The organism is Methylobacterium oryzisoli, from assembly GCF_046557895.1.
Lineage (GTDB): Bacteria > Pseudomonadota > Alphaproteobacteria > Rhizobiales > Beijerinckiaceae > Methylobacterium > Methylobacterium oryzisoli.
In genome coordinates this window covers 118,862-143,543 of sequence record NZ_JBKIBX010000003.1, presented here as the reverse complement: position 1 = coordinate 143,543, position 24,682 = coordinate 118,862, and the positions used below count along the sequence as shown (strand labels likewise).

Annotated in this window: 22 protein-coding genes; 13 read left to right on the top strand and 9 right to left on the bottom strand. The window is 73.0% G+C overall.

The window, feature by feature from the left end; genetic code table 11:
- Positions 1-3 precede the first annotated feature (3 nt).
- From ACKUB9_RS04845 to ACKUB9_RS04820, 6 genes are all read left to right on the top strand, one after another.
- Positions 4-573: an amino acid kinase family protein gene (locus tag ACKUB9_RS04845; RefSeq protein WP_407519954.1), complete on the top strand. Its 570-nt coding sequence runs from the start codon at positions 4-6 to the stop codon at positions 571-573.
- A 342-nt stretch (positions 574-915) separates the two neighbouring features.
- Positions 916-2,322, top strand: coding sequence for a DUF6513 domain-containing protein (locus ACKUB9_RS04840; protein WP_407519953.1), 1,407 nt, complete (start codon positions 916-918; stop codon positions 2,320-2,322).
- Positions 2,323-2,326: 4 nt separating this feature from the next.
- The gene (locus tag ACKUB9_RS04835; protein WP_407519952.1) at positions 2,327-2,920 is read left to right on the top strand and encodes a DUF447 domain-containing protein; all 594 of its coding nucleotides are present in this window, start codon (positions 2,327-2,329) and stop codon (positions 2,918-2,920) included.
- A gap of 20 nt (positions 2,921-2,940) precedes the next feature.
- Positions 2,941-3,480, top strand: a complete 540-nt coding sequence (locus ACKUB9_RS04830; RefSeq protein WP_407519951.1) for an SRPBCC family protein — start codon at positions 2,941-2,943, stop codon at positions 3,478-3,480.
- A gap of 74 nt (positions 3,481-3,554) precedes the next feature.
- The gene (locus tag ACKUB9_RS04825) at positions 3,555-4,472 is read left to right on the top strand and encodes a YVTN family beta-propeller repeat protein (protein ID WP_407520087.1); all 918 of its coding nucleotides are present in this window, start codon (positions 3,555-3,557) and stop codon (positions 4,470-4,472) included.
- Between the two features lie 700 nt (positions 4,473-5,172).
- Positions 5,173-5,334: a hypothetical protein gene (locus tag ACKUB9_RS04820; protein WP_407519950.1), complete on the top strand. Its 162-nt coding sequence runs from the start codon at positions 5,173-5,175 to the stop codon at positions 5,332-5,334.
- A gap of 57 nt (positions 5,335-5,391) precedes the next feature.
- On the opposite strand, the gene ACKUB9_RS04815 is transcribed toward ACKUB9_RS04820, so the two are convergent.
- The gene (locus ACKUB9_RS04815; RefSeq protein ID WP_407519949.1) at positions 5,392-5,655 is read right to left on the bottom strand and encodes a hypothetical protein; all 264 of its coding nucleotides are present in this window, start codon (positions 5,653-5,655) and stop codon (positions 5,392-5,394) included.
- 496 nt (positions 5,656-6,151) lie between these two features.
- On the opposite strand from ACKUB9_RS04815, the gene ACKUB9_RS04810 reads away from it, so the two are divergent.
- Positions 6,152-8,569, top strand: coding sequence for a putative bifunctional diguanylate cyclase/phosphodiesterase (locus ACKUB9_RS04810; RefSeq protein ID WP_407519948.1), 2,418 nt, complete (start codon positions 6,152-6,154; stop codon positions 8,567-8,569).
- A gap of 109 nt (positions 8,570-8,678) precedes the next feature.
- On the opposite strand, the gene ACKUB9_RS04805 is transcribed toward ACKUB9_RS04810, so the two are convergent.
- The 4 genes from ACKUB9_RS04805 to ACKUB9_RS04790 form a co-directional block, all read right to left on the bottom strand.
- On the bottom strand, positions 8,679-9,767 hold the full coding sequence (locus ACKUB9_RS04805; protein WP_407519947.1) for a cache domain-containing protein: 1,089 nt from the start codon (positions 9,765-9,767) through the stop codon (positions 8,679-8,681).
- Positions 9,768-9,787: 20 nt separating this feature from the next.
- Positions 9,788-11,758 (bottom strand): glycosyltransferase, encoded by a 1,971-nt coding sequence (locus tag ACKUB9_RS04800; RefSeq protein ID WP_407519946.1) that lies wholly within the window; start codon positions 11,756-11,758, stop codon positions 9,788-9,790.
- A 5-nt stretch (positions 11,759-11,763) separates the two neighbouring features.
- Entirely contained in the window at positions 11,764-12,969 is a 1,206-nt protein-coding gene (locus ACKUB9_RS04795) for an HlyD family secretion protein (protein WP_407519945.1), read from the bottom strand.
- 193 nt (positions 12,970-13,162) lie between these two features.
- Positions 13,163-13,963, bottom strand: coding sequence for a helix-turn-helix transcriptional regulator (locus ACKUB9_RS04790; RefSeq protein ID WP_407519944.1), 801 nt, complete (start codon positions 13,961-13,963; stop codon positions 13,163-13,165).
- 218 nt (positions 13,964-14,181) lie between these two features.
- On the opposite strand from ACKUB9_RS04790, the gene ACKUB9_RS04785 reads away from it, so the two are divergent.
- Positions 14,182-14,448 (top strand): hypothetical protein, encoded by a 267-nt coding sequence (locus tag ACKUB9_RS04785; RefSeq protein WP_407519943.1) that lies wholly within the window; start codon positions 14,182-14,184, stop codon positions 14,446-14,448.
- Between the two features lie 761 nt (positions 14,449-15,209).
- Here the strand turns inward: ACKUB9_RS04785 and ACKUB9_RS04780 are convergent.
- The 4 genes from ACKUB9_RS04780 to ACKUB9_RS04765 form a co-directional block, all read right to left on the bottom strand.
- Entirely contained in the window at positions 15,210-16,226 is a 1,017-nt protein-coding gene (locus tag ACKUB9_RS04780) for a G1 family glutamic endopeptidase (RefSeq protein WP_407519942.1), read from the bottom strand.
- A gap of 54 nt (positions 16,227-16,280) precedes the next feature.
- Complete coding sequence (locus tag ACKUB9_RS04775) at positions 16,281-17,297, bottom strand: phosphatase PAP2 family protein (protein WP_407519941.1); 1,017 nt, start codon at positions 17,295-17,297, stop codon at positions 16,281-16,283.
- 18 nt (positions 17,298-17,315) lie between these two features.
- Entirely contained in the window at positions 17,316-19,070 is a 1,755-nt protein-coding gene (locus tag ACKUB9_RS04770) for an adenylate/guanylate cyclase domain-containing protein (RefSeq protein WP_407519940.1), read from the bottom strand.
- A gap of 258 nt (positions 19,071-19,328) precedes the next feature.
- Positions 19,329-20,873 carry a caspase family protein gene (locus tag ACKUB9_RS04765; RefSeq protein WP_407519939.1) on the bottom strand — a complete coding sequence of 515 codons (1,545 nt, stop codon included), beginning with the start codon at positions 20,871-20,873 and terminating at the stop codon, positions 19,329-19,331.
- Positions 20,874-21,149: 276 nt separating this feature from the next.
- Between ACKUB9_RS04765 and ACKUB9_RS04760 the strand changes: the two genes are divergently transcribed.
- The 5 genes from ACKUB9_RS04760 to ACKUB9_RS04740 all read left to right on the top strand — a co-directional run bounded on the left by ACKUB9_RS04760 (position 21,150) and on the right by ACKUB9_RS04740 (position 24,682).
- The gene (locus ACKUB9_RS04760; RefSeq protein WP_407519937.1) at positions 21,150-21,494 is read left to right on the top strand and encodes a hypothetical protein; all 345 of its coding nucleotides are present in this window, start codon (positions 21,150-21,152) and stop codon (positions 21,492-21,494) included.
- A 307-nt stretch (positions 21,495-21,801) separates the two neighbouring features.
- Positions 21,802-22,389: a hypothetical protein gene (locus ACKUB9_RS04755; protein WP_407519936.1), complete on the top strand. Its 588-nt coding sequence runs from the start codon at positions 21,802-21,804 to the stop codon at positions 22,387-22,389.
- Between the two features lie 79 nt (positions 22,390-22,468).
- The gene (locus ACKUB9_RS04750) at positions 22,469-22,699 is read left to right on the top strand and encodes a hypothetical protein (RefSeq protein WP_407519935.1); all 231 of its coding nucleotides are present in this window, start codon (positions 22,469-22,471) and stop codon (positions 22,697-22,699) included.
- A gap of 101 nt (positions 22,700-22,800) precedes the next feature.
- The gene (locus ACKUB9_RS04745; protein WP_407519933.1) at positions 22,801-23,538 is read left to right on the top strand and encodes a GntR family transcriptional regulator; all 738 of its coding nucleotides are present in this window, start codon (positions 22,801-22,803) and stop codon (positions 23,536-23,538) included.
- A gap of 55 nt (positions 23,539-23,593) precedes the next feature.
- Positions 23,594-24,682, top strand: a complete 1,089-nt coding sequence (locus ACKUB9_RS04740) for an isocitrate/isopropylmalate dehydrogenase family protein (protein WP_407519931.1) — start codon at positions 23,594-23,596, stop codon at positions 24,680-24,682.

Sequence of the window (24,682 nt, the reverse complement as noted above, 5' to 3'; positions counted from 1 at the left end):
CGCATGGCGCCCGGTCTCAGCGTGGTGAAGCTCGGCGGCAGCCTCGTGGCCGATGCGCCGCGGCTGCGGGATCTCCTGCGCGCGCTCGCCGGCGGCGCTGAGGGGCCGGCCGTGATCGTGCCGGGCGGCGGCGGCCTCGCGGAGGCGGTGCGGGCGGCGCAGGGGGCGCTCGGCTTCGGCGACACCCTCGCCCACCGCCTCGCCCTCGACGCGATGGGCGGCATGGCCCGCATCCTCCAGGCGCTCGAACCCCGGCTCACCGTGACGACCGACCCGGCGGCGATCCTCGCCCGGGGCGGGGTGCCGGTCTGGGACCCGGCCCGGCTCGCGGCCGGCCACCCCGCCATTCCCGAGACCTGGGACGTCACCTCCGACAGCCTCGCCCTCTGGCTCGCCGCGGATCTGGGCGCTGCGCGCTGCCTGCTGGTGAAGTCCGCCGATGCCGGCGACCTGCTGGACGCGGCCTTTTCGGAGTTCGCGGCGCGGTTTTCGGGCGCGATCGTGCTGCGGGGGCCGGGCGGCGACCGGGTGTGGCGGGCGGCGGATGCCTCCGCGCTTCTGGCGGACGCCTGACATGCGCGCCGCATTGCAGAGGCCTTCTCCGTGGCCGCCCCGTCGATGGATGAGCGCGGGATCCCCTCTCCCGTGCGGGAGAGGGGTAGGGGTGAGGGTCCCGGGAGGGTGCCGCAAGAAGGCGGAGCGGTTTCAGCTACCAGCACCACGCCTCATGCTTGATCCTGAACCCTTCCGCTCCCCTCACCACTTACTGCGTTTCACTACGGCTCCCTCCCGGGACCCTCACCCCTGCCCCTCTCCCGCACGGGAGAGGGGTTCCTCGCGCTTCGTAGGGCGACGGGTCGTGGACGCGGCCCGGACGGAAACCGGAACCCCCGCCGCCCGCGGGAGGCCCACGCCATGACGGAGCACCTCGCCTTCATCACCGGCCGGCTCGCCAAGCCGCGCCTGGAGCGCATCGCCGAGACGCTGCCGCGCGACCGATTCACCTGGACCATCCTCGATGCGGGCGTGAAGGTCGCCGCGCTGATGACCGAGGAGATCATCCGCCGCCGGGTTACGGTGCCGGCGGGCGTGACGCGGGTCATCCTGCCCGGGCGCTGCCGGGCCGACACGGCGGCGCTGGCGGCCCATTTCGGCGTGCCCGTCGAGCGCGGCCCCGACGAGATCGTGGACTTGCCGGCCCATCTCGGGCTCGCGGGCCGCGCCCTCGACCTCTCGCGCCACGACCTGCGCATCTTCTCCGAGATCGTCGACGCGCCCCGCCTCGCCCCGGACGAGATCCTGGCGCGGGCGCAGGACCTCGCCCGCCGCGGCGCCGACGTGATCGACCTCGGCGGCCTGCCCGACACGCCCTTCCCGCACCTCGAGGAGACGGTGCGGCTCCTGAAGGGCGCGGGGCTCGCCGTCAGCGTCGATTCCTTCTCGCGCGACGAACTCGCCCGCGGCGCCCGGGCCGGGGCCGACTACCTGCTGAGCCTCAACGAGGACAACCTCGACCTCGCCTTCGAGACCGATGCGGTGCCGGTGCTGGTGCCGGTGCGGCCGGACGACCTCGCCTCGCTGGAGCGCGCCATCGCCCGGATGGAGCAGGCCGGCCGGCCCTTCCTGGCCGACCCGATCTTGGAGCCGATCCATTTCGGCTTCTCCGCCTCGCTGGTGCGCTACCACGAGCTCCGCCGCCGCCACCCGGACATCGCGATGATGATGGGGACCGGCAACCTCACCGAGCTGACCGAGGCCGACAGCGTCGGCGTCACCGCCCTGCTGCTGGGCATCTGCTCGGAGCTCGCGATCGGCAACGTGCTGATCGTGCAGGTCTCCAACCACACCCGCCGCACCGTCGAGGAGCACGACGCCGCCCGCCGGGTGATGTACGCGGCCAAGGCCGACGGCGCGCTGCCGAAGGGCTACGGCCGGCAGTTGCTGGGGCTGCACGACAAGCGGCCCTACGTGCAGACGCCAGACGAGATCGCGGCGCTCGCCGCCGAGGTGCGCGACCCGAACTACCGCGTGGCCGTGGCCGAGGACGGGGTGCACGTCTACAACCGCGCGATCCACCGCGTGGGCACCGACGCGATGGCGTTCTTCCCCGCCCTCGACGTGGCGCAGGACGGGGGCCACGCCTTCTACCTCGGCGGGGAATTGACCAAAGCCGAACTCGCGTGGCGGCTCGGCAAGCGCTACGTGCAGGACGAGCCCCTGGACTGGGGCTGCGCGGTGGACGCGGTGGCCGAGGACACCACGCGCTTCAAGGAGGCCGGCCACACCCGCGGCGGCAAACCCGCCCCGGCCGAGACGGAGTGAGCCGGTGCCGCTGATCCTCGAGACCATCGTCACGACGCAGGGGGCGGAGGGTGCCCTGCACCTCGTGCCGTTCGGCCTCATCGCGGACGGGCCGGACGTCGTGCTGGCGCCCTTCCGCCCCTCCCCGACCATCGCCAACCTCGATGCCAACCCGTACTTCGCCGCCGCCGCCCCCGCCGACATGCGGGTGATCGCGGGCTGCGTCACCGGACGGCGCGACTGGGCCACCCTGCCCTGCGCGCGCATCCCCGGCCGGCGCCTCGCCGAGGCCTACGGCCACCGGGAGTTCGAGGTGGTGGCGGTGGACGACGATCCCGTCCGGCCGCGCTACCGCGCCCGCGCGGTCCACGAGGCCGCGCACCGCCCCTTCACCGGCTACAACCGGGCGCAGGCCGCGGTGCTGGAGGCCGCGATCCTGTCGACGCGGCTCGACCGGCTGCCCCCGGACAAGGTGCTCTCGGAGATGCGCTACCTGCGGATCGCGGTCTCCAAGACGGCGGGCCCCGCCGAGCGTGAGGCGTGGGGCTGGATCGAGGAGAAGGTCGCCGCCGCGCTCGGGCTGGCGGCGCAGGACCGGATCCTCCTGGACGACGAGTGACACTGGAGAAGGACACACCCATGAAGCTTCTGATCGGGGGCGCCGTCGCGGCGCTCGTCGCGCTCGCGCCGCTGGCCACCGAGGCCCACGGGCCGACCCGCAAGAAGGTCGAGGAGAAGGTCGTCATCAACGCGCCCCCCGAGAAGGTCTGGGCGGTCGTGGGCAACTTCCAGGACATGAGCTGGCTGCCGCCGGTGGAGAAGACCGAGGGCAAGGGCGGCAACGAGGTGAAGGCCACCCGCACCCTCACGCTGAAGGGCGGCGCCACCGTGGACGAGGAGCTCTACAAGTACTCGGCCGATCAGAAAAGCCTGTCCTACCGGATCACCAAGGTCGACGTGAAGACCCTGCCGGTCAACAACTACTCCTCGACGATCAAGGTGGAGCCCGCCGAGGGCGGCAAGTCCACGGTGACCTGGGACGGCGCGTTCTACCGCGGCTTCATGAACAACGATCCGCCGCCGGACCTGAACGACGAGGCGGCCGTGAAGGCGGTGTCGGGCCTCTACAAGGCCGGGCTGGAGGGCCTGAAGGCGAAGGTCGAGAAGAGCGGTTCGTGAGCCGCCGCTCCGGGCGCCGGCCGGCGGGGCCGATCCTCGGCGCCGGCCTCTTCGTCGGCCTCTTCGTCGGCCTCTTGGTCGGTTCCTTGGCCGGTCCCGCGGGGCCGGCCCTCGCCGAGGAGGCGTTCGTGACGGCCCAGAGCGCCGAGACGGTCGACGTGGTCGACCTCGACGCGCGCCGGGTCGTGGCGACGATTCCCGTGCCGGGCGCCCCGGCCGGCATCGCCCTCTCGCCCGACCGCGCCCGCGCCTACGTGACGGCCCCGGAGGCCAAGGCGGTCGCGGTGATCGACACCGCGGCGCGGCGGGTGATCAGGACGGTGACGCTCGGCGGCGGTCCGCTCGGCATCGCCGTGAACCCGGCCGACGGCACGGTCTACGTCGCCGACTGGTTCGCCAAGCGCCTCATGGTGGTGAACCCGGAGACGCTTGCGGTGGAGGGCGAGATCGCGGTGGGCACCTCGCCCTCCGGCCTCGCGCTCACCCGCGACGGCCGCCTGCTCGCCGCTGCCGACCGCGACGACGACGCGGTCTCGCTCGTCGATACCCGCACCCGGGAGCGCCTCGCGGCGATCCCGGTCGGCACCCGGCCCTTCGGCGTCACCATCGATCCGGAGGGGCGGCGCGCCTACACGGCGAATGTCGGCTCGAACGACGTCTCGGTGATCGACCTCGCGGCCCGCCGCGAGGTCGCCCGGGTGCCGGTGGGCGAGCGTCCCTACGCGGTGGCGCTCACGGGCGGGCGCGCCTTCGTCACAGACCAGTACGGCGGCACCGTGAGCACCTTCGACCTCGCGACCCTCGCGCCCGGTCCGCGCATCACCGTGGGCGACTACCCGGAGGGCATCGCGGTGAGCCGCGACGGGACGCGCCTCTACGTGGCGAACTGGGAGTCCGACACGCTGAGCGTGATCGATGCCGAGACACTCGCGGTCACGGGCACGATCAGGACCGCGAGCGGCCCGCGAGCCTTCGGCGACTTCCTGCGCTGAGCGTCGGGACCGGACGCACGCCGCGCCTCCGCCGAATGGATGACGCGGGCCGGTTCGTCCCGTGCTCTGGTCCGAACGGTCTCAAGTCGACAGCCTTGGCCCGCCCGGCTCCGCGCCGCGGCGGGCTTTTCTTCGCCGGGACCGGACTGCCGGCGGCCGGCCGGCGATGCCGCCGGCAGTCCGGCGGCGGCGTGAGAGGTGCCCTGCGACCAGTCGAGCACAACCCGAAACGGACCGGGATGAAATCTACGGTTTGCTTTTCCGCCGCAAGTCGATCAGCCGGCGCGCGGCCACGTCACCGGCCGCAGTCGAGAGGGTGCGGCGCTTCCACAACTCGACCAAATTGGATTGGACGACCGGCTGATTGGACGGTCGCCCGAGGGCCAGGATCTGCCTGACGACAGGGGAAGAGGACAAATCAGGGTGCTTCGACATGCGGTGCACTTGAAGCCGTCGTGGTTAACGGGAGGTGTGTTTCTGAGGGGGCGACGCCCCGGCCCCCTCGCGCGCGGCCGGGCGCCTCGCCGCCGCCTGCGGCACGGCCGCCCATGCGGCTGCGCTGCCCTCACGGCATCACAATTTGCACGGTATGGGCCGCGGCGGTCGCTAACGACGGTTGTGCGACTAACGAAATGTTAACCACATGGATCCAGTCTTGGCGCATCAAGCCCGGCCTCAAGAGCGGCAAGCCGCCTGTGACATGTCTCGCATAACCCCTGGTTCCTCCGCGGCCCTTCCGGCCGGCTCGCGCCACGAGCAGCACGACTGGCACCCGATCGAGGCCGTCAGCCTCATCGTGGCGGGCGTGGTGCTGCTGGCGACCGGCATCCTCCTCAACAGCGCGTGGCCGCTCTTCGGCTGAGCCTCGTCCGCTCGGCAGGACCGCCGGTTCGGCGGCGATGCCGCGCCCGCCCGCTCCTCAGCCCGGCCGCGCCATCAGGATCGCCCGCCGAATCGCGTTGCGGCGGGCCTGGGCGATGATCGACTCGTCGGCGACCACGCGCCGCGCCCATTCATGCGCCTCCACCGCGGCGGCGATGTCCAGGCGGATGCCGCTCGCGATCTCCCGCAGCCCCGGTCTCGGGTCGGCGAGATAGGCCGCGACGGCGGCGCTCAGGTGGAGATCCGTCACCGCGTTGACCTTGAACAGGTCGCCCAGCGTCGGGATGTCGTTGCCGGCCATCGGTCACCTGCCTGCGGGCTGCGCGATCCTTCGCGAGGCCTCGGCCTGGACCGCGGCGGTGAGCAGGCTCATCCACCGACGTGGCAACGGTCCGGCGCGAGGACGCGCGAGAGAACAGCGATCGAGAGACGTGCTCCGGTCCATCGCGGCCGGGCAACGCTGTCGTGCCCGATCCGTGTTGCAGCAGCATTGCGTGCCCGTTGCGCGGCGCCGTTCGGGGGCGTGATCCGTCGGCGGCTCGCCCGCCGGACGCCTCCGCGTCGCCGGCCGGCAATCGGCCGCAGCAACCGGTGGCCTTGATGTCAGCGCAATTGCCAAGCGGGAGATCCCGTCTACTGCGTTATGGATACACTTGATTGGCCCCGCGGACGCCAAACAATTGATAAAGGCAATTTGTTTTTCTGAGCGAATACGCTCGGGACATGGTTCCGTTAACGATCCGGTAAGGCTTGCCCGACATAGAGGACGGAGTTGCGGCGGGCAGAGAGCGTGAGCGATGTACCGGCTGCTCACCTGCATCACGGACGAGCACATCCCCGGCCTGCTGGCGCTCAACGGGCTGATCGGCCTCGCGACGGCCTACACCCTGTTCGCGCTCATGGCGGATGCCCGGCGCGGGCCGCTCCCGCCGACGCGGTATCGGCTCGCCCGGCAGCTCGTCGTCGGCGTGGCGGCCGGGGGCGGGATGTGGAGCACGCACGTGCTCGGCATGCTGGCCTACGATCCCGCCGGGATCAGCTTCGGCTTCGAGGCCGCCAGCATGGCCCTGGCGTTCGGGCTCGGCATCCTCCTCGTCTGCGGCACGCTCGCGATCGCCCGCTCGCCGCGGGCCGGCGCGCCCGCCCTCGCGGCCGCCCTCCTGGCGCTCGGTTTCGCGGGCCTGCACGTGCTGGGCCTCGAAGGGACCGTCGTGCCGGGGCGCGTCGTCTGGGATCTGCCCCTCGCCGCCGCCGCCGTGGCGGCCGGGACCGGGCTCTCGGCGCTCGCCATGACGCTCGGCCTGCGCCGCACCGGCCTGCCGGCCCGCCTCGCGGCGAGCGTGCTCCTGACGCTCGGCATCTGCGGCATGCACGTCCTCGCGCTCGCGGCGGCCACGGTGGTTCCGGATGCCGGCGTGGTCGTGCCCGCCCTGATCGTCCCGCGCGAGGCGGCGGCGTGGTGCGTCGCCGCCGCCTGCGCGCTCCTCCTGCACCTCGCCGCGCACAGCCTCGTGGCGGATGCGCGGGCGGCCGCCCTGGAGGTCGCGCTGGAGCGCCTGCGCGGCCTGACGGAGGCGGCGTTCGAAGGCATCGCGATCTGCCGCGACGGGGCCGTCCTCGACGTCAATCCGAGCTTTTGCGGGCTGGTCGGGCGCTCCGCCGCGTCGCTGCGCGGCGAGAGCCTCGACGCGCTGACCGAGCCGGGCAGCCCGCCGCTGCGCGCGGCCTGCGGGACGGGCGAGGATCCGCGCTCCGTCGAGACGCTCCTGCGGCGGGCCGGCGGCGCCGTGCCGGTGGAGGTGCGGGCCAAGCCCTGGCGCGACGGCACCTACGTGCTCGCGGTCAATTCCCTGCGCGAGCAGCGCGAGGCGGACCAGCGCCTGAGGCAGATCGCGGTGCGCGACCTCGCGACGGGCCTGCCCAACCGCGTCGCCTTCGACGCGGCCCTGCGGACGCAGATCACCGCCTGCGTCCGCAGCAACGCGGCCTTCGCGCTGCACCGGATCGATCTCGACCGCTTCAAGGACATCAACGTGGTGATCGGCCACGCCGCCGCCGACCAAGTGCTCGCCACCCTGGCCAAGCGCCTCGTGCAGGGCGTCGAGTCCGGCACGCTCGACCGGGTCTTCCGGCTCGGCGACGACGAGTTCGCGGTGATCCAGGTCGGCACCGGCCCGCAGCGCTCCCCCGAGGCGGTGGCGCTCCAGATCGTCGAGCATCTGTCCGCGCCCGTGGTGGTGGCCGACCGGCAGGTGCCGGTGAGCGTCAGCGTCGGGATCGCGGTCTGGCCCGAGGACGGATCGGGGGCGGAGATGCTGCTGCGCCGCTCCGGCCTCGCCCTCGACCGGGCCAAGCTCGACGGCGGGAGCCGCCACTGCCGCTTCGACGAGTCGCTCGTCGGCGCCATCGAGGCGCGGCGCGCGCTGCAGGCCGACCTCGCGGAGGGCCTGCGCGCGGACGCCTTCAGCGTCGTCTACCTGCCGGTGGTGTCCTTCGCCACCCGCGGGGTGGTCGGCCACGAGGCGCTGCTGCGCTGGCGCCACCCGGTGCTCGGGGAGATCCCGCCGAGCCGCTTCATTCCGCTGGCCGAGGCGAGCGGAGCCATCGTGGATCTCGGCCGCTTCGTCCTGCGCGAGGCCTGCCGCGCCGCCGTGTCCTGGGAGGGGGCGCCGCTCGTCTGCGTCAACGTCTCGGGCGTCCAGCTGCGGACCGACGAGATCGTGACGCTGGTCGACGCCACGCTCGCCGAGACCGGCCTGCCGCCGCAGCGCCTGCAGCTCGACGTCACCGAGACGATCCTGATCGATGACCGGCACCGCATCGCCCAGCGCCTGGAGGCCCTGCGCCGCCGCGGCATCCGCGTCGCGCTCGACGATTTCGGCAAGGGGCTCTCGTCGCTCCAGCTGCCGCGCGACATTCCGTTCGACGCGGTGAAGCTCGACGTGTCGGTGATCCGCAGCCTCCTCGTCCCCCGCGAGCAGCGCGGGGTGGTGGAGGCGATGATCCGCCTCCTGCACCAGCTCGGCCGGGTCATCGTGGCGGAGGGCGTCGAGACGAAGGAGCAGTGGGATGTCCTGCAGCGGGCCGGCTGCGACTTCGCCCAGGGCTCGCTGTTCGGCACGCCCCGCCCCGCCCCGATCACCGGCGACGTGCTGCTCGAATCCCTGCCCCAGGTGACGCGCCTCGCCGACCACGCGCGCCGCCGCCAGGGCTGACCACATCCCAGGGCCGACCCACCCCTTTCCCGGATCTCCTTTCGCTGGCGCTCCCGTCGTCCGGGAAAGCAGCCGGGGAAGCCGGCCGAGGCGATCAGGGAAAACCGGATCAGGCCTGGTCCCGCAGCCGGGTCTGGAGCCGCACCAGGGAGATGCTGAGGCGCCGGACCTCCTCGTAGCGGGATTCCTCGTGAGGCGGGCGCTCGGGCGCACGCGTCTCCATCTCGCTCGCCGCCGCCACGAGCCGGCGCAGCGGCACCGCCACCCAGTTGGCGATCAGGAAGAGGAGAAGCAGGGCGAACAGGGCGCCGCCGCCGAGCAGGGTCCAGAACGAGCGCACCAGCTCCCGCGTCGGCGCCAGCGCGCTGCCCACGTTCTCGCGCACCAGAAGGCTCCAGCCGAAGCTCGGCAGGTCCGCGTGCCCCACCGCCGGAACGCTCACCGTGAGGTAGTCCTTGCCGTCCGGCCACGCCTCGCGGGTCACGGCGGTGCCGGCCCCGCGCACGGCCGCGCTCGCCGCCCCCACGGTGAGCGGTTTTTCCACGAGGTCGGGCGGTCCGTACAGGACCCGCTGGTCGCGCGAGAGCAGGATCACGTCGATGTCCGGGGCGCTGAGGCTCTTCAGCGTCTCGGTCACCCAGCGCCAGTCCACGTGGGCGCCGATCACGCCGGCCACGCTGCCGTCCGGTCGGCGCAGGGGGGCCGACAGGTCGATGAAGCGCAGCGGGTCGCGGCCGGTATTGCCCAGGCGCTTGGCGAGGAGCTGCGCCTCGTGGACGTCACCCGCGGAGGGGCGTTCGAGGCCGAGGCGGAACCAGGGCCGCTGGGCGACGCTCTCGCCTTCGAGGAGGCCGCCGCTCGCCGCCAGAACCTGGCCCTCGACGGTCGCGACCCCGATCCACGAGTAGCGCTTGTCGAGCTGGGCCAGCAGGGAGATGTCGTGGCGCGCGCGGTCCAGCCGCGAGAGGTCGACGCTGCGCGAGAGGCCGTCGACGTCCTGCCAGAGCTGGTGGAGGCGGCGCGCGAGCTGGTCGGCCCCGACCTCGCCCCGGGCGCGCAGTTTCTCGGCCAGCAGGGCCTCGGTGTGCTGCTGCAGCCCGCCGGCGTAGATCGACCCCGCCACGATGGCCGGCGCCAGCATCAGGGCCGCCCCGCCGAAGAACACCACGCCTTTCAGGCTGATCCATGCGCGCGCCATCGGGTCCGCCTCTCCTTCGTCTATCGGCTGAGGCTGCGGGCGAGGTCGCGCAGCATGAGCGCGAGGTCGCCCCGCCCGGTGCCGGGCGCGCCTTCGGTGGTGTGGAGCCGCGCGATCAGGCGCGCCTGCTGCTCGCGGTCGGGCGCGAGCGCGAGCCGGCACCCGTCCGGCGTCTCGTCCAGCACCCGGGCCGCGACCGGTCCGATCCCGGGCAGGACGAGGTGGCCCGCCTCTCCGGGCGCGAGGCCCGCCGGCCCTGAGAGGCGCGCCTCGCCGGTGCCGAGCGTGACGAGCCACGCCCCGAGCCGCCGGGCGCCGAGGGTCAGCTCCACGCGCTCCACCTGCTGGCGCAGGGGCCGGTCGGCCCGCGGCCGCTCGATGCAGGCCGCGATGGCGAGGGCCAGCACCACGAGGTTGTAGAGCGTCCAGAACAGGATGATGACCCGCCCGTCCCCCGCCACGTGGCTGTAGTTGAAGGTGAAATCGGTGGCGAGCGAGACCACGAGCCCGCCGAGCGTCAGGGCGAGCAGCACCAGGAAGGGCCGCATCAGGGGCCATTGCACCACCACCCGGGTGCGGTCGCCGCCCTTGGCGGTGACGCGGAACTTGTGCGGTCCGGGCGTGAGCAGCCCGGTGGCGACCGCCCGGGTGATCGGCCACGCCGCCAGGAGCTGCGAGACGTCGTTCAGCATCGGCACGAACAGGCCGTTCGACAGCCAGTTCAGGGTCATCATCACGGCGATATAGTAGGGAAGATAATAGGCGACGATCTCCTCGACCGAGGCATTCACCACGGTCACCCCGAAGTACCAGTAGAACAGCGGGCAGAGGAGGCTCGCCAGCCGAAAAGGAAAGGTGGTGGACCAGTAGAGCAGCGAGTCGAGCACGGAGAGCCGGTGGCGGAGCGGCAGGCCGTTCTGCCCGAACGGGTTGTAGACGTTGCGGATGATCTGCATCATCCCGAGGCACCAGCGGCCCCGCTGGACGATGTATTCCTGCAGGCCCTCGGGCGCGAGGCCCTCGGTGAGCGGCTCGTTGAGGTAGACACTCTCCCAGCCCGCCTCGGCGAGGCGCAGCGAGAGCAAAAAGTCCTCGGTGACGCTCTCGGTGGGCAGGCCGCCGATCGCCGCGACCGCGCGGGTGCGCACCATCGAGGAGGTGCCGCAGCAGACCGCGATGCCCCAGGCGTCGCGGGAGGGCTCGACGTTGTCGAAGAAGTGGCGCTGCTCGTCCGGATAGGCGCCGCTGATGCCGAGGTTGTGCTGGATCGGGTCGGCGTTGAAGAAGTGCTGCGGCGTCTGGACGAGGCCGACCGTCGGCGCGTGAAACAGCGCCAGCACCCGGCTGACGAAATTCCGGTGCGGCACGAAATCCGCGTCGAGCACGGCCACGAAATCGGGCGCGTCCGGCTCGGCCATGCGCAGCCGCAGGGCGTGGTTGATGTTGCCGGCCTTGGCGTGGGCGTTGTCCGGCCGCACGAGGTAGCCGATGCCGTGGCGCGCGCAGACCTCGCGCAGCCAGTCCCGACGCCCGTCGTCGAGGACGAAGACCCGCGTCGCCGGGTGGTCGAGGCCCTTGGCGCCCACGATGGTGCGCTCCAGGACCTCCAGTTCCTCGTTGTAGGTCGCGATGTAGACGTCGACCCGCGGGGGCGGGCCGGGCCGCCACCAGCCGGCATGCCGCGTCGCCTCCTCGCCCCGCTCGCGCAGCCGGGTGAGGATCAGGAAGGCGATCGTCGAGGAGATCACCGTCAGGCCTTCGAGCAGCGCGAAGCTCCAGGCGAGCAGGGGTTCGGGCGCGAGCGCGAAGGGCGGCACCGTGGCGGTGAGGCGCCACGCCATGTAGCGCCACGCCAGCACGGCGGCGAGGCCGAGGAGGAGCGCTCGCCAGAGCGTCCGGGTGCGGTCGAGCGAGGGCAGGACGAGGAAGCCGAGCCCGAGGAGGATCGCCGAGGCCGCGAAGGCCGAGAGCAGGGGCGAGACGGTGAGCACGGCCCCTAGAACCCGTAGCGGGTCGCGAAGGTGCGGAAGGCCCCGAGCGGTCCCTGGCTGAAGATCACCCGCCCGGTGCGCCCCACCGTGCAGCCGGCCTCCGCCTGGTCGACGAGGTCCGGCACGCTCAGCGTCACGTCGAAGCGCTTCAGGTGCTCGGCGCTCGGGCCGACCGCGAGGTTGGCGTAGAGGCCCGCGGCGCCGGAGCCGCCGAGCCGGGTGATGGTCGCGTTGAAGACCCGGTCGTCGCCGTAGAACCGGAACTGGGCCGGGGCGCCGAGCCGCAGGCTGTCGTAGAGCGCCTCCGTCACGCTCGCGGTCACCATCAGGCTCGAACAATCGACCAGGCGCAGCAGGTCCTGGCCCCGCCGCACGTACTCGCCGTCGTCGACGAGAAAGTCCCAGACCACGCCCGGCGCGCGGGCCTTGAGCACTGCGGAGGTGAGCTTGTTGACCCGCACCCGCTCGGCGGCGATCTGGGTCTGGGTCTGGGCGATGCGCGCGGCGGTCTGGTCCTCCTCGGCGCCGAGTTCGCCGAGCCGCAGGTCGAGTTCGCGGATGCGCTGCGAGGAGAAGGGCGCGTCGTTGTAGGAATCGCCGATGAAGACGCCGTTGCGGGCGGCGGCGAGTTCGGCACGCAGGTAGTTGGCGCGCTGGCGGGCGCTCTCCAGATCCTGCTTGGCGACCTCCGAGGCCGAGCGGGCGCGGTCGAGGTTGGCGGCGGTCTGGACGCCGCGCTCGCTCAGCTCGTTGGCCCGCTTCCACGAGGCGTCGGCCTCCTTCAGCCGGGCATTGGCCGCCTCCTGCGCCGCCAGGGACTCGGCGATGCGCGCCTCGATCTGCCGGACCCGCCCCTGCTGGTAGTCGGCGACCTGGGTCTCGTAGGCCTTGCGGGCGGTCTGGAGGGCGGCGCGCTGGGCGCGCACGCGCTTGAGGTCGAGGCTCTGCAGGTCGAGGCCGCGTTCGAGGTCGATCAGCCGCGCGGTGTCGAAGCGGTCGTCCAGGATGTTGGCCACCACCTCCCCCGCCCCGATCCGGGCGCCGATGCTGCGCAGCGCGAGGGAGACCTCCCCCTCGACGGGTGCGCGCACCACCGCCATCCGGGCGTTGACGGTGGCGTCCGAGGAGGTGCCGGCGAAGTGCTCGCCCACGAGGACGTACAGGCCGGCGCAGAGGAGCAGGAACCCGAGGACAAGCTTGAGAACGCGCATGGCACTTCGATCGGCGGGGCGAGACTGCGCCGGGCCCGGCCGTCCGCGCGGCGGCGCGCGCCTGCGGCGCCCGGGACGATGGCGCGGCGACGGTGATCGAGGAGGAACCCGGCCCGCGGACGCGGTCGGACGCGCGTTCATCGCACACGTCTACGTAGTTTGCACCACCCGATTTTCAGGGGGTTTACAACTCCTAGGATATGATCCCGGCCCGCAGGGCCAGGGCCACGGCGTGGGCCTTGTTCTGGGCGCCGAGCTTGCGCACCGCGTTGCGGGCGTGCTCCTCGACGGTGCTGCGTGCGAGACCGAGGATGCGGGCGATCTCCCAGGCGGTCTTGCCCTGCGCGGTCCAGACGAGGACGTCGCGCTCGCGCGGGCTCGGCGCCGGCCGGGGCTCGCACGCGGGTCCGGCGAGCGCCCGCAGGCGGCCGAACGCCGCGCGGGCGGCGAGATCGAGAGCGGCCTGCATCTCCGGCTCCGGCGGCGCCCGCCCGGCCAGGCAGACGCAGCCCCGCAGGCCCTGCGGCCCGTGCACCGGCACGCACAGTCTCTCCCCTGCCCCCTCCCGGCGGCCGGGGACGGCCGCGGACAGGCCGGGGACGGCCGCGGACAGGCCGGGGACGGCCGCGGACAGGCCGGGAGCGCCCGGGGCGGGCAGCAGGGCGTCGATGCCGAAGGGGCGCTCGGCCTCCAGGCAGCGTCGGATCAAGTCTGCCGCCGTCACCAGCCTGCGCGCGTCGGTCCAGCGCAAGTCGGCCTCCGGCCAGTCGAGCGCCAGGACCCGGACCGCGAGCGTGTCCGGCGACAGGGGGATCCGGCCCGCGGCGTCGATGACGAGGTAGTGCCTCACGGCGAAGGCCGACAGGCAGGTGGCGAAGGCCGTCGCGACGGCGGCGGGCTCGCGCATCGCCTCGACCTGCGCCGCCAGCCGGAGCGCGGCCGCGCCGAGGCGCGCGGGGGATGGCGGGCGCGAGGCACCGCGACGGTGACGCATGCGACGCAACTCCTGCATGCAAGAGACCGTAGTACCTCCGAAGCGTGTATGGCGACGGGGAAGGATTCCGTTAAGCCAGAACGGCGGATTTGCCGGGCCGGGCCGGGCCGGGGCGCAGGCGCACCTTGGATCGGCACGCCGCTCGCTCTTGTCACAATTGTGGTGGGAATGTGTCCTGGAATGGGCTAGTTCCTGCGTGTCGTCCCAGGATGAAACACATGCGCCCGCTCGATGGAGATCAGTTCACGGTCGTGAGAACGACGACCGAGATCGCCGCCGTACGGGCCAAAGCCAGGGCCGAGGCGCAGCATCTGCGGGCGCTGGCCTTCGTCGCCCTGCGGGACGGCATGCCCCACGCCGAGTCCCGCGCGGCGAATGCGCGGGCGGCGGCGCGCAGCGTCCTCGGCTTCGCCCGCCGCCTCACCGCCGAGGCGCGGGCGCGGGCGGCCCGCCCCGCGCTGGCGCCGGCTCTCGAACCGGCCTGACCGGACGGCGCCTCCTGCGATTTCCGCCTGACCTGTTGCGAAATCAATAACGCGCGGGATCCCCTCTCCCGTGCGGGCTAGCCTGTTCACACATCGCCGAATGAGGCGCGGGATCTCCTCTCCCCGCGTGCGGGGAGAGGGCTGCTTGCACCTTGTCGTGCAAGCAGCGAGCCCGCAGGGCGAGGGTGAGGGGGCGGCGCCGGATGAGGCTCTTCCGGAAGCGCCCCCTCACCCTCGGCTGCCGCCTCGCTCTGCCGACGACGAGGTCGGCAGAGCCCTCTCCCCGCGCGCGGGGAGAGGAGACCGCGCACGACCCGAAGTGTGAATCCCCAAGCCCGTGCGGGAGAGGGGTAGGAGCAGGGCGATCGCCTATGGGAAATTTGTTCTCGTTCCTCTGATCGTGGCGCCGATCGGTCGAGGAGGCGCTTCGCCAGAAGAGGCAAAGCCTCCTATCGGCGTGGAGAGGCGGAAGATCATCATTTCCAAATGCGATCGCCCTGGGGGTAGGGGTGAGGGTCCCGGAAGGGTGCAACAAGTACCCGGAACGTTGCCGCTACCAGCACCACCGGCCGGAGTGAGTTCTGAACCGTTCCGCTCCCCTCACCACCCTCAGCACTTCACTGCGGCTCCCTCCCGGGACCCTCATGTGGGATCTTCGATCCCCATGCCCTTCTCCCGCACGGGAGAAGGGTTCCCCGCGCCCGACACGAGCGAGGGGTGAGGCGCTTTGTCTTTCCTCGACCGGATCGAACGTAACCGTATCACGGACCGACATAGGTCAGGCGCACCTCCCGCGGCTGGCCGGGGACGCGGTGCGGCACCGAGACCGTGCGCACGCGCGTCGGCGCCGCACCGATCGCCGCCATCCGGATCAGGCGCGCCCGCGCGAGGTCGTGCTCCTGCAGCGCGCCGCCCGCCGGCCCCGCCGATTGCGCCAGGCACTCGCTGAACGAGAACGGCGCGTAGGCGGTCAGATCGTAGGGATGCCATCCGTCGGATCCGAGCGGGCTCGGCCGCTCCATGATCCACGCGACCGTCGCCCCGGAGATCCGGCAGGGTCCGGGCGCCGCGGCGTCGAAGGCCTGCAGCATCAGGCCCTGGGTCTCGTTCTTCAGGTTGAAGCGTACCGTGGTCGGATCGAGCACGGTGAGGATCGCGCTGACCACGTCGCCGGCCGCCACCGGCAGCGTCAGCGGCTCGGGCGCGTTCTCCTGCCCGCGCGCCCACCACTGGTACCACGTCTCGTAGACCGCCTGCGGCGGCGGCCCCGGGTGCCAGATCTGCAGGGTACCGATCTGCGGCAGGCTGGAATCTTGGTAAAACCCCTGCCCGTCGAGCCCGATCCAAGTCGAGCTGCGCCGCTCCGCTTCCCCCGCCGGTCCGGTGACCGTCGGGACGGTCCAGCGGCCCATGACGGACACGAAGTGCCGCCCGCCGCGCGGCGCCAGGGAGGCGCCCGACCAGTTCGCGCTCTTCTGCACGGGCATTCGGCCGGCGGCGGCACTCGTGCGCAGCGGCGCGGTGCGGGCGGCGAGCGCCAGGGCCTGCCGCTGCGCGGGCACGAAGCGCAGCGGGCGGTCCCGGGGCGGCGCCAGGAAGGCGCGGCGGAAGGCCGCCGCCGCCCCGGCGGCGAAGCCCGGCCCGGCCGGCAGGCCGTGGGCCAGCAGCTCCGCGTCGTCGGCCCGCGACGGGTCGAAGCCGTCCGGCGGCAGGGGATGGTGATGGACCGCCCGGTTCTCCGGGCCGGTCTCCGGCCCGGCGCCCACCTCGTCGATCATCGCGCGCTCCTCATGCGGAGGATGGTCGGTGAAGGTCTCTCGGGGAGAAGGCCCTCAGGGAAGCACCAACTGGCTGTTGAACTCCCGCGCCGCCTTGATGGCGGCGTCGCCGAACGAGCGGAGCGTGTAGGAGGCGGGGTCCAGCGGATCGCCGGTGCGGGCGCTGAGTACCGCGAAGACGGCCGCCGCCAGGATCTCGCCCGCCTGGGAATCGCTCGGGTAGTGCAGGCCGGCGATCTCGCGGTTGCGCGCCACCCGCCGGGCCAGGGCCTTGAGCGTCTCGTCGAGCGCCGCCCGGTCGGCGGCCGGCAGGCCCGCGAGCGCGAAGACGTGCCCCAGGCAGGCCGCCATCAGGTGGGCCTGGGTCGCGTGCCCGCTCGGGAAGGCGGAGTGCCCCGGCACCGGCACCGGCGGCAGCAGGGCCGGGCATTCCCAGGACGGCCGCGGCCGCTCGAAGACGTCCTTGAACACCAGGGCCGCGTAGGAGCCGATCAGGCTCGCGACGTGGATCACCCGGAAGGTGCGTGGATGCGAGCCCGGGGTCATCGCCAGGGCCTCCATGTAGGCGGTGATGAACTCGATGTCCTGGTTCAGGATCTCGCCCATCGCCGCGGCGCGCTCGTCGCGGGCCAGCGCGACGAGCGTGTCGAGTTCGATCGCCTGCCCGGTCGTCGCGCCGACGGGGAGCTTCAGGGCGAGCAGGATGTCGGCGAGCTGGTTGTGCAGCGCCGGGGTGTTCCAGTTCTGCACGGCGAATTGCTTGAGCACCCGGAACGCGTACCAGCGCCCGGCCCAGTTGCGATCGTCGAACCTGACCGAGAGAGCGCCCGCCGCGTCGGCGTTGCGAAACCCCACCACCTTGCGGTTGGCGCCGCCGGGGGTCTCGTCGCGGATGTGGACCGTGCGGCGCAGCGCGCCGATCTGCGTGCCGGCCTGCGTGGTTTCGAGCGAGAACGGGAAGTCGGCCCGGTCGGCCAGGATCCAGCCGCCGCCGGAATCACCGCTGATCCCGGCATTGCCGGTATTCCCCGTGTTTCCGGTATTGCCGGTGTTGCCCGTGTTGCCGGTCATCGCCGCCCTCTCTCGCTCTCACTCGGGAAGTCCGGCCGCCCGCAGGTGCCCGAGCCAGCGCTCCAGGAACGGCGCCGTGAAGGGGCAGCGGGGGGCGTAGACGCTGAGCCGGAAGTTCGGCTGGACCCGCAGCAGGTGCGCCGCCGCCGCCGCGGCCTCGTGCGGGTAGCCCGCCGCCGCGAGGCTCGCCGCGAGCGTGCGCAGGTTGAAGCGGATCGACGGGTTGTGGGCGACCGCGCTGCGCGCCCACACCACCGCCTGGTCGTAGCTGCCGTCGAGGTAATGCGCCTGGGCCAGGATGCCCTCGTGCCAGAACGTGTAGGGGTCGGCGGGCGCCAGCCGCTGCCCGGCCTCGCCATGCTGCACCGCGAGGCGCGGGTTGCCGGCGAAGCCGTGCGCGGCGCTGCTCATCGACCACGCCATGGCGACGCTCGGGCCGGCGGCGATCGCCCGGTCGAGGAAGCGCCGCGCCGTATCCGGATCGCGCAGCAGGTAGGCCTGGACGTGGCCGTAGATCGCCAGCGCGAGCGGGTCGCTGCCGTCGCGCTCCACCGCCGTGCGGGCGCGGTCCTCCGCCGCCCGCGCATCCGCGGCCGGATCGGGCGAGCCGAGTTCGCCCACGCGCAGGACGTGCCACCACGCCGCGTACGCGAAGGGGGGCGCGTAGGCGGGGTCGAGGGCCATCGCCTGCTGCAGCAGCGTCCTGGCGCGGGCGAAGCTCTCCGCGTCCATCTTGTAGAGGAGGTCGACCGCCTGCAGCAGCAGGTCGTAGCCCGTCAGGCTCTCCGGGTGCTTGCGCAGGGCGCGCCGCAGCTCCCGCTCGCGCACGTGCGGCGCGATGGTGCGGATGAGCTTGAGGGCGATGCGGTCCTGCAGCTCGAACATCTCGTCGAGGGCGCCCTCGTAATGGTCGGCGCTGACCACCGCGCCGGTCTCGCTGTCGATCAGCTCGGACCCGACCCGCAGGCGTCCGGCATGCTGCCACACGCTGCCGTCCATGACGTAGCGCACGCCCAGCTTGCGGCCGAACGAGATCGGATCGGTGCGCCCGCGCCGATAGGCGAGCGTCGAGCCGCGCGAGATCACGAACAGGTCCTTGAAGCCCGACAGGGAGCGGACCATCCAGTCGACCAGCCCGTCCGCCACGTAGCTGTGGCCGGGCCGGTCGCTGGTGAGGCGAAAGGGCAGCACCGCGATCGAGGCCCGGGCTTCGAGCGCGGCGAGGCTCTCGCCGATGCGGCGCGCCGGCCCGGCGGCCGGATCGGCCCGCAGCGCGAAGACCCGCACCGGCCGCGTGTGGTTGCGCAGGTGCAGCTCGCCGAGGTCGGTCGCGCGCGCCCGGTCGTCCGGATCGAGCGTGGCGAAGACGGCCTCCGACACCACCACGTCGCCCGCCTCCGCGTAGGCCTGGAGCCGGGCCGCCACGTTCACCCCGTCGCCGAAGATGTCGCCATGGTCCTCGATGACGTCCGCGAAGTGGACGCTCATCCGGAAGGCGAGGCGCAGGGCCTCGGGCTGCCCGGCGGTCGCCTCCATGAGCGCGCGCTGCAGCGCCACGGCGCCCTGGGCCGCCGGGGCGGCGGCCGCGAAGGTGGCGATGAAGCCGTCGCCCGTGTTCTTCACCACCTGGCCGCCGGCACTGGCGACGGCCGGGTCCATCACGCCCGCGCGCAGGGCCATCAGCCGGCGGTGGGTGTCCTCCTCCGCCATCTCGCTGAGCCGCGTATACCCGACCACGTCCGCGACGAGGATGGCGGCTGGGCGACGCTTCATCGAGACCCTCGCATCTCTGGACAAGGAGATCGGGAGGTTCCCCGCCGCGCGGCGGACCCGGCTCGTGTCGCCTCGACTGCGTTCTGAACGCCTCGTCCTGCAAGGAGCGGCAGGGCCGAGGCGATGCGCAGGTCTCTCTGAGACATCCCGATGAACCGGCCAGTTCAGGCGTCCCGGCGATACTGTCATGGCGGCGGCCACGGGTCCAGTTGCGCCGATGGTCGCTCCCGCCCGCGCAGGCCGTGGTCACCCGGCCGGTCAGCGGCGCAGGCTGCCGATGCCGCCCACGAGGTTGCCGACGCCCCCGAGGAAGTTGCCGACCTCCCCGAGCGAGGCGCCCCCGCCCTGCTGCTGCGGCGCGGGCCGGGCCGCGGGAGCCGGAGCCGCCTCGGCGGTGGACGCCGGGCGCGGGGGACGCGGCGCCGCGGGCCGGGCGGTCCGCTCCACCGGCGGGCGGGCGGCGAGGAGCTTCTGGTAGTCGGCCTCGCTCTGCTCCCACAGGGCGGTCTGCTGCGCCTTCGTCAGGTAGCCGGATTCGGGCAGCTGGCGGGTCTTCTGCCAGTTGGTGAGGGCGCGGCGGGTGCCCGGGCCGAAATTCCCCGAGGCGCCGCCCGGATCGAAGCCGAGCGCGCGCAGCCGCATCTGCGTCTCGGTGCGCTCCTTGGCCGAGAGCTTCAGGTCGCCCTCGCTCTTCGGGGTGCCGGGCTCCTTGAGGTCGGCCTCCGTCACCGCCTGGCGGCCGGCGCCCGCGCGCGCGATCCGGTTCCGGGCGATCTGGGCGAAGTAGCCGTTGGGGTGGGCCTCCAGGTAGGCCTTGTAATCCTCGGCGGCGTTCGACCGCTCGGCGGCCTCCCACAGCTTGATCTCCAGGGCCTGCGGGGCGGCGAGCGCCTGCGGGGCGACCAGGGCCGAGGGGGCGGCGGATGCCGGCAGCGCGGTGGCGAGCCCGTCGGGGGAGGCCGCCGCCACCCGGACCGGCGCCGCGGCGGGGTTGAGGTAGAACTCGCCGATGATCGAGGTGTTGACCCAGGGGCGCTGCTTCTCGCCGGTGGAGCGCCACACCTCCTCGCGCACCCGGTCCATGACGGTGCTGATCGAGACCCCGGGCGTCTCCATGTGCTTCAGGAGGGCCGCGGTGAACGGGCTGTTCTGCCCGCCCGTGCCGTCGAGGGCGGTCTTTTCCGGGTCGGTCGCGAAGGCGATCAGCGTGCCGGCCGCGGAATTGACCGCGATCTCGCTGAGGCCGCTGCGGACCGCCACCGAGCGCGACTTGATCGAGCGCGCGAGTTCCTTGGCGAAGGGATTGTCCCGGCAGGCGTCGAGGATCACGAGGTTGACCCGGTCCTCGCGCTGCATCTGCCGCAGCACGAGGTTGATGTTCATGGTGCGGAAGTCGAGGTCGGCCTCGCTCTTGAGCACCGTGTCGGTGGGCAGGAGGTAGTTCTCGCCCGAAACCGCCACGCCGTGGCCGGCGTAGTACACCGCCGCGACCTTCGCGCCGTCGAGCTTCGCCGCGTAGTCGCTCACGAGGCCGCGCATCGCGTCGAGCGTGAGGTCGTAGCCCTCGACCACCTCGAACCCGATCCGCTTGAGGGCCGCCGCCACCGCCTTGGAATCGGAGAGCGGGTTGTCGAGGGCGGGCACGCTCCGGTAGGCGCCGTTGCCGATCACCAGGGCCACCCGGCGCTCGCCCGTCGCCGCGTCGGTCCCGCTCACCAGGATGCCGGCCAGCCCCAGGCCCGCCGCCGCCGCGAGGCCGAGGCGGCGCAGGCCGCGCGTCAGGTTCCGAACCACGCTTCTCATCCCCCACCCTCCGCATTCTTCTCGCGCGGCGCCTCGGCCCGTCGCCGCAGCCCGGCCCCGCTTTCGACCGGGGCCGGCCTAGCCGTGGACTGTTGCGTCAACATTTCGTGGCGACGAGGGGAGCGGCGCGGACGCTCCGGAAGGGCTCCCGGGGATCCGAACGCGAGTCCGTGTTGTCATTATGCCACGTCGACGGGGACCGAACCGGCACCCGGCCGCGTGGACATCGGGCGACTGCGCGTTGTCGCGGGACCGTGCGCCGCCTACCGTGGCGCGATGCGACGCGGCCCGCCCGACCCGGACACGCCCTCTCCCCGCCTCGGCCGCGGGCTGTCGCACCACATCCTGCCGAACGCCGCCACGATGGCAGGCCTGTGCTCCACGCTGATCGGCCTCGTGAAGCTCGGCGAGGCCGACGCCATGACGCGGCAGGCCGACGAGATGCTCGCCTACATCACGGTGCTGTTCGTGGTGAGCGCGCTGTGCTCGTACGGCTCGATCCGGGCCACCTCCGGCGCAGGGCGCAGCGAGCGCCTGGAATGGATCGCCGACGTCACCTTCATCATCGCCCTGGTCGCGCTGGCGGTGGTGTCGCTGCTCTTCGCCCACGAGCAGCTGTGAGCCGGTCCGCGGCGCGGCTCGGGTGCGGTGGCGCACGCCGTCCGGCCGCGCGGTGCGGCACAGGGGTCCCGACAACGCAAGGGAGATCCCCGATGGTGAGCCCGTTCCAGATCCGCCGCCTGATCGCCGCGGCCTTCGCCCTCGGCCTCGCCCTGGCGCCGGTCGTCAATCCGCTGCTGCCTTGACACTTCATTAGTCCTGAAAGGCACAGTGCGGCCCAGATCGCCTTCGGGCCGGTCGATCATGCTGCGCAGAACAGCATCAGGCGCTACGATCCGGGCTCGATTGCCCATACGGAAGCGACCCGATGCCCTCCGACACTGCGATGATACTGCTCCTCGTGGTCTCCATCTTGGTGTCGACTGCGAGCGCCCTGATCGCGTGGCGGACGCTGCGGCACCTGCGATGGACCGCCCGTAAGACGGCGCAGAGCATGTGGTCGCTGCATGCCGGCACGAACGCGGCGCCGGATGCCCGCGGCCGGCTGTTCTACCTCCGGCTGGCCGATCCCAGGCGCAACCGGTTCCGGATCGGCAGCCTCCGGGTGCGCCAGCCCGCGGGTGCGGGCGCCTCGGCGGTGGAGTTCCGGCCCCTCGACGCGTCCGGACGGGGCGGCTACCGGCACCTCAGCTTCAAGCGCGTGCTCTCGCTCAACCACGAGATCACCGACCGCAAGATCTACGAGCCGGGCGTCGGCGGCGCCGACCATCCCGGCGAGGGGCGGGTGTATTTCTTCGTCACGCCGCGCCCGGACGGCTTCTGGCGCCGCCGGCTGCCCGACCGCCTCGTGGTGGAGATCGACGTCGAGGAGGTCGCCCCCGACCGCGACGTGCAGCGCCTGAGGCTCACGAGCGATCCCGTCGTCTGGGAGGACGCGCCGGCCGCGGCGGGCTGACGGTCCGGGCCGGCTCCGGCCGCCGCACCGTGTCCCGGCTGCACTGGCCGCCCCCGCCCGGCCATGCCACCACGCGCCCATGATCCGCCTCCTGAAGCACGTGCTGATCGAGTACGGTCCCGACCGCGAGGCCCAGATCGAGGCCGCGGTGGCGGTGATCCTCGACGCCATCCCGGAGGCGCGGCTCGACGTGGCGCAGGGGCTCCTCGACGACGACCTCCTGATCGAGGTCCGGATCCCGCTGAGCCGGCTCGACAACTGGCCGGAGGTCGCGCGCCGGGTCCACGCGTACCTGCCGGCCGGGGGGTAGCGGAGCCGGATCGTTGACGAGCCGCGGCCTGCATGCATCCTGCGCATGCAAGAGCCGAGCGCGCCACCGGCCGGTGACGCCCGGTCCGCACGGTGCGCTCCATGTCGCTGGCCCTCGATCCGCCCGGAACCCGCAAGGCGCGCCCCGCCGCGGACGCGCCCCTCGCCGACGCGGTCTATCTCAGGATCAAGCGGGCGGTGATCCGGGGCGACCTGCCCCCCGGCTCCCAGATCACCGAGCAGCAGATCGCCGCGGAGCTGGAGGTCAGCCGCACCCCGGTCCACGAGGCGGTGGTGCGCCTGGAGAACGAGGGCTGGCTGCGGCTGCAGCCGAAGCGCGGCCTCGTCATCGCGGCCCTGACCGCACCGGAGATGCGCGACGTCTACGAGGTGCTGATGGGCCTGGAGGGGATGGCGGTGGAGCGCCTCGCCGCGCGGCCCGCGGACGAGCCGGTCGAGGCGGAGATCCGGGCCGCGGCCGCGGCCGCCGAGGCGGCGCTGGCGCGGGGCGACCTCGCGGGCTGGGCCGAGGGCGACGACCGCTTCCACGCGCTCCTCGTCGAGCGCTGCGGCAACCCCATCCTGGCGGGCCTCGCCCGGACCGTGATGGAGCGCGCGCACCGCGCCCGGCTGCTGACCCTGCGCCTGCGGCCGCCGCCGGATTCCTCCAACCGCGACCATCGCGAGATCCTGGCGGCGATCGCCCGCCGCGACCCGCCCGCCGCCAAGGCCGCCCTGGAGGCGCACCGCCGCCGCGGGATGGCCGTGCTGCTGCCGATCCTCGACACCCTGGCGGCCCGGCCGCGGCTCGACCCCGTGCGCGGAGATGATGCATGCTAGTGTTGCATGCAACGCCTGGGTGCGCTACGGTCCCGGCCGGATCGGGAGGATTCCGATGAAGGACAGCTACGCGATCGCGCTCCTGCCGGGGGACGGGATCGGGCCGGAGGTGACGCAGGCGGCCGCCGCCATCCTGGCCGATGCCGCGGCGCGCCACGGCCTCGCCCTCGCCTTCACGCCCTGCGAGGCTGGCGCGGGCACCTACCGGAGGACCGGCGAGGCGATCTCCGCCGAGACCGTGCGCACGGTCGGCGAGGCCGACGCCATCCTGCTCGGCGCGATGGGCCTGCCGGCGGTGCGCTACCCGGACGGCACCGAGATCGCCCCTCAGATCGACCTGCGCGAGCATTTCGGCCTCTTCGCCAGCCTGCGCCCCTGCCGCCTGTTTCCCGGCGTGCCGAGCCGCGTGCGCACCGAGCGCGTCGACATGCTGATCGTGCGCGAACTCACCGAGGGGCTGTTCGCCGGCCGCCACGACCCGGCGGAGCCGAGCGACGAGCGCGCGAGCGACCGCCTCACCATCACGCGCGCGACCAGCGAAAAACTGTTCGACCTCACCTTCGCGCAGGCGCGGCTGCGGCGCCGGCAGGGCCGCCCCGGCCACGTCACGCTCCTCGATAAGGCCAACGTGCTGCGCAGCAACGCCTTCCTGCGCCGCCTGTTCGACGAGGCGGCCGCGCGCCATCCCGACATCGCGACCGACCGCCTCTACATCGACGCGGGGGCGATGATGCTGGTGACGGATCCGGAGCGCTTCGACGTCGTCGTCACCGAGAACATCTTTGGCGACATCGCCTCCGAGATCGCCGCCGGCGTGGTGGGCGGGCTCGGCGTGGCGCCCTCCGGCGACGTCAGCGAGAGCCGCGGCCTGTTTCAGCCGAGCCACGGCACCGCCCCCGACATCGCCGGCCGCGGCATCGCCAACCCGGTCGCCGCGATCCTCTCGGCGGCGATGCTGCTCGACTGGCTCGGCCAGCAGCACGGGGACGCGCGCTGCGACGCGGCGGCGGCGGCGATCCGCGCGGCCACCGGGGCGGTGCTCGCCGCCGGTCCCCGGACCCGCGACATCGGCGGCACGGCCGGCACCGAGGAGGTGACCGGCGCGATCCGGGCCGCGCTGGCCGCGCCGGCGCTGGCAGCCTGA